This window comes from Terrisporobacter muris (genome assembly GCF_024621905.1).
Taxonomy (GTDB): Bacteria; Bacillota; Clostridia; order Peptostreptococcales; family Peptostreptococcaceae; genus Terrisporobacter; species Terrisporobacter muris.
In genome coordinates this window covers 1-4,219 of the sequence record NZ_JANKBY010000314.1, presented here as the reverse complement: position 1 = coordinate 4,219, position 4,219 = coordinate 1, and the positions used below count along the sequence as shown (strand labels likewise).

Genomic DNA, 4,219 nt, shown 5'->3' with positions numbered 1-4,219 from the left:
ATATCAACATCTTAGGATCAGTTATATATTGAACAAAGAATGTTGAACCATCTACACCTACATAACCACCTGTTAGTGATTGTACTGCGTACCCTAGTGACCAACCTATTATATGAGTATAATAAGATAAATTAAGTCCTATTATTGTAAATATTACAGCAAATAATATTGATAACAATACTGTATGTTTATAACTTCTACCAAATTTCATTGCACAGGCAACAGGTACAACCATCATAGAAGAAACAATTAAGGCTCCCACTGTTCTAGCTGCTATAGATACTGTAAAAGCTGTTAATATTGTAAAAATAAAATTGACAGTTTTTATTGGTATACCTATAATCCTCGCTCCTTCTTCATCGAAAGCTATGTACATTAATTCTTTATATAGTAATATAAATGCAACTATAACTAATATACTTATTCCTATGACCATAAATAATTCAAAATCTGTTATTGCAACAATACTCCCAAATAAGAAACTATTAAACGCTGCTGAGTCTTTTACAAACCCAGATAATACACCAGCTAAACCAACTCCAGCTGACATAATAATTGCTATGGACATTTCAGAGTACTTGGGTATTTTTTTTCTTATAAATTCTATACTAAAAGCAGATGCCAAGGATGCAATTAAAGCTCCAAGCACTGGATTAATATTAAATACTAAACCTGCTGCAATACCTGCAAGAGATGAATGGGATAATGCGTCTCCTATCATAGACAATCTCTTTAGTACTACTATAATACCTATGCAAGGTACAATAATTGCAAGCAATATGCCTACAATAAAAGCCCTTCTCATAAAATCATATTCAAAAATCATGTCTACACCTCATTCTCCTTATTCATTAAAGATACTTTATTATTCTCAACAACAAATATTTTATTTGTATATTTTGATATTTTGGCAAAATCATGACTAACAATTACTATTGTAATTTTAGAGTCTTTGTTTAATTTTTCAAGAAGAGCATATAGTTTTTCTTCTGATGCAGCATCTATACCTGTTGTTGGCTCATCTAAAATTATTATTTTAGGGTCACTAACTAAAGCTTTTGCAATCATTACTCTTTGTTGCTGACCTCCAGATAAATTTCCTATTAATCTTTTCGAAAAATCTTCCATATTTACAACCTTTAAAGCTGCTTTTACTTTTTCTTTGTGCTCCTTTTTAGGAAATTTCATAAATCCAATTTTAGAATACAAGTTTGCCATAACAATTTCTTCTACTGTTGCTGGAAAATTTGCTCCACTAGATAATGATATCTGTGGTACATATCCTATTCTATCTAATTTACTACTTTTATCTAAATCTTCATCAAATAATTTTATTTTCCCCTTAGATGGACTTAGTTGGCCTATTAAAAGCTTCATAAGAGTACTTTTCCCACTACCATTACAGCCAATAATACCAACAAAATCACCTTCATCTATGGATAAAATAATATCTTGTAATACATTTTCTTTATTATAAGCAAATGATACATTTTCAATAGATATTATATTTTTCATATATACCTCCAAAACTTAATATGAATTATTTCATTGATTCATATAATACTTCTAAATTTTTTTCCATTACACTAAAGTAATCTTCACCATTATTTATTTGTTCTTCGCTTAAACCTTCTAGAGGATTTAATACTTCTGTTTTTGCATTTATTTCTTTTGCTATAGTTTGAGCAACTTTTGGACTTACAAGCTCTTCAAAGAAGATTGTTTTCACATTATTTTTTTTTGCAAACTTAATTATTTGTCTCATTCTAGCTGGATCTGGTTCACTATCAGGTGTTAATCCTTCTATTCCCTCTTGATTTATGTCATATTCTTCACATAAATATCCAAAGGCTTCATGTGCAACAATTATTGTTTTATTTTTAATTGGTCCCAATGTATTAGAATATTTTTTATCTAATTCATCAAACTTTTTAGCATATTTCTCATAATTATCTTCATAATAATCTGCATTATCAGGGTCATATTTTACTAAAGCATTTTTTATATTTTCCATTTCTTGTTTTGCATTTTTTATACTAAGCCATGTATGTGGATCATAACTTCCGTGACTATGTTTATTATCTTCCTGACTATCTTTTTTACCTATCTTATGTATATCCAATCCTTCACTAGTTTTTACATAAGCTATATCTTTATTTTCTAATGTACTAATAACTTTATCCGTCCAGTTTTCAATACCAGCTCCATTATATATAAGCATATCTGCCTTTTCTAGATTCACAATATCACTCGTTGATATTTCCCATTCATGAGGTTCTGTTCCTGCAGGAACTAAATTAGTTACATCAACTTTGTCTCCTCCAACTTTCTTAGCAAAATCGTATAATGGATAAATACTAGTATATATTTTTATCTTACCTTCTGAGTTTTCATTTTCTTTGTTTTCTTTACTACAACCTATTGTAAACAACATAGGTATTACTAATAGTAAGGATATTATTTTTTTCATTTTAATTTTTTCACTCCTTATACTCTTATATATTTAAATATTTTAATTATCGTTGTAAATGATAATACCTCTCATTTGCACTTTCTAAATAAATAATACTACTTATATATATATTAGTCAAGTGCAAATCATATGCATTTATATTTTATTGACAAAGCCATATAATAAGTTTATCCTTTATCTTAGTATAAGAAACATATTATTTTTAATATTTTAAGGATGTGAATATATGAATAATGAAGATAATATTTTAAAAGCAGCTAATTTGAAGACTACTAAAAAAAGAATGATAATCCTTTCTGTACTTAACAACTCAGATAGTCCCCTTACATCTGAAGATATATTAGAACAAACTTCCAAGGAAGTTAATATAAATCTATCAACTATTTATAGGGCATTAAATGCTTTGACTGATAAGGGTATCTTATTAAAACAACTAAGTAATGATGGAAAGACATATTACCAAATTAATAATAGAGAACATAAACATCAATTAGTATGTTCTTTATGTAATAAGATTATTTTAGTAAGTTGCTGTCCTTTAAAAAAATTCGAAAATGATTTATGTGAAGAAACAGGCTTTACAATAACAAGTCATAATCTTGAATTTACAGGAATATGCCCTGAGTGTGCAAAAAAACTATAAAAGTAAAAAACAGTATAAATTTAATTTATACTGTTTCTTTTATATTAAACATTTAATTTTTCAAAAATACCTTTCATTGCTACTCTAGCTTTAGAATCCTCTGGCAATTCAACTAATGGTTTTCTATTACAATCATATTCAAATATCATTTCATCCATAGGAACTACTCCAAGTAAATCTAAATCAAATCTTTCTATTTCTCTTCTTATACCATCATTTAACTCACCATTAGGTGCTTTATTTACTATTAATGATGTTCTTCCAACTCTTATTCCCATTTCTTTAGCTAAATCTCTTATTCTTGCAACAGCTTCTATACTTCTAGCTGAACAGTCACTTATTAATAATAAATCATCTATTTCTCTAAGCGTTTTTCTACTTAAATGTTCCATTCCAGCTTCATTATCCATAACTACATAATCATAGTGATTAGACATTAATTGTATTTGCCTTTTTAATATAGAATTGACAAAACAATAGCAACCTTCCCCCTCTGATCTACCCATTACAAGCAAATCATATCCATTTCCTTCTTCTACAATAGAATTTAATTCATATTCTAAATATTGAGACTTAGTCATTCCACCTGGATATTGTTCTCTTTTTTGCTCCATTAGGTTAGCTTTTTCTTTTATCTCTCCTATTGTACCATTTAGCTCCATACCTAATACATCATTTATATTAGAGTTTGCATCTGCATCTACTACTAAAGTTTCACCCTTTTTCTCTTTAGTAAGATAATCGATAAGTATCCCTGTTAAACTTGTTTTTCCTGTGCCACCTTTACCTGCAACTGCTATATTGTATGACATAGTTACTTTCCCCCTTATGTCTTTAGATTTATATTTATTTGTAAACTATCTATAATAGATTATACCAAACTTAGGTCAAATTAAACCATTTTTTATATAAAAATTCAATTCCTTATCATAAATAAAAAATCTCCATCATTATAATTTAATAAATATATATTGTTTAAAATAAAAACCTACCTAAAAAGGCAGGTTCTATTTATTATTCAAATATATGTTTTATAAATTGAATTGGGCTGTAAATTATAAGTCTAGGACCTGAAAACTTCATAACAGCTTTAACTTTTTCTT

General features: G+C 27.7%; 6 protein-coding genes. 1 reads left to right on the top strand and 5 read right to left on the bottom strand.

Translation table 11 applies throughout. The annotated features are described in order from the left end of the window. From NSA58_RS16805 to NSA58_RS16795, 3 genes are all read right to left on the bottom strand, one after another. A partial coding sequence (locus NSA58_RS16805) for a metal ABC transporter permease (RefSeq protein ID WP_257560716.1) occupies positions 1–826 on the bottom strand: 826 nt, incomplete at its 3' end. Between the two features lie 2 nt (positions 827–828). Continuing rightward, entirely contained in the window at positions 829–1,515 is a 687-nt protein-coding gene (locus tag NSA58_RS16800; protein WP_039678287.1) for a metal ABC transporter ATP-binding protein, read from the bottom strand. 25 nt (positions 1,516–1,540) lie between these two features. Further along, complete coding sequence (locus tag NSA58_RS16795) at positions 1,541–2,470, bottom strand: metal ABC transporter substrate-binding protein (RefSeq protein ID WP_039678286.1); 930 nt, start codon at positions 2,468–2,470, stop codon at positions 1,541–1,543. A gap of 229 nt (positions 2,471–2,699) precedes the next feature. Here NSA58_RS16795 and NSA58_RS16790 point away from each other — a divergent pair, with 229 nt between their 5' ends. Further along, positions 2,700–3,116, top strand: a complete 417-nt coding sequence (locus tag NSA58_RS16790) for a Fur family transcriptional regulator (protein WP_039678285.1) — start codon at positions 2,700–2,702, stop codon at positions 3,114–3,116. A 44-nt stretch (positions 3,117–3,160) separates the two neighbouring features. Here NSA58_RS16790 and NSA58_RS16785 read toward each other — a convergent pair whose 3' ends face one another. Further along, complete coding sequence (locus NSA58_RS16785; protein WP_039678284.1) at positions 3,161–3,928, bottom strand: ATP-binding protein; 768 nt, start codon at positions 3,926–3,928, stop codon at positions 3,161–3,163. Between the two features lie 202 nt (positions 3,929–4,130). Continuing rightward, the coding region (locus tag NSA58_RS20905; RefSeq protein WP_257560717.1) for a nitrous oxide-stimulated promoter family protein at positions 4,131–4,219 on the bottom strand (89 nt) is incomplete at its 5' end.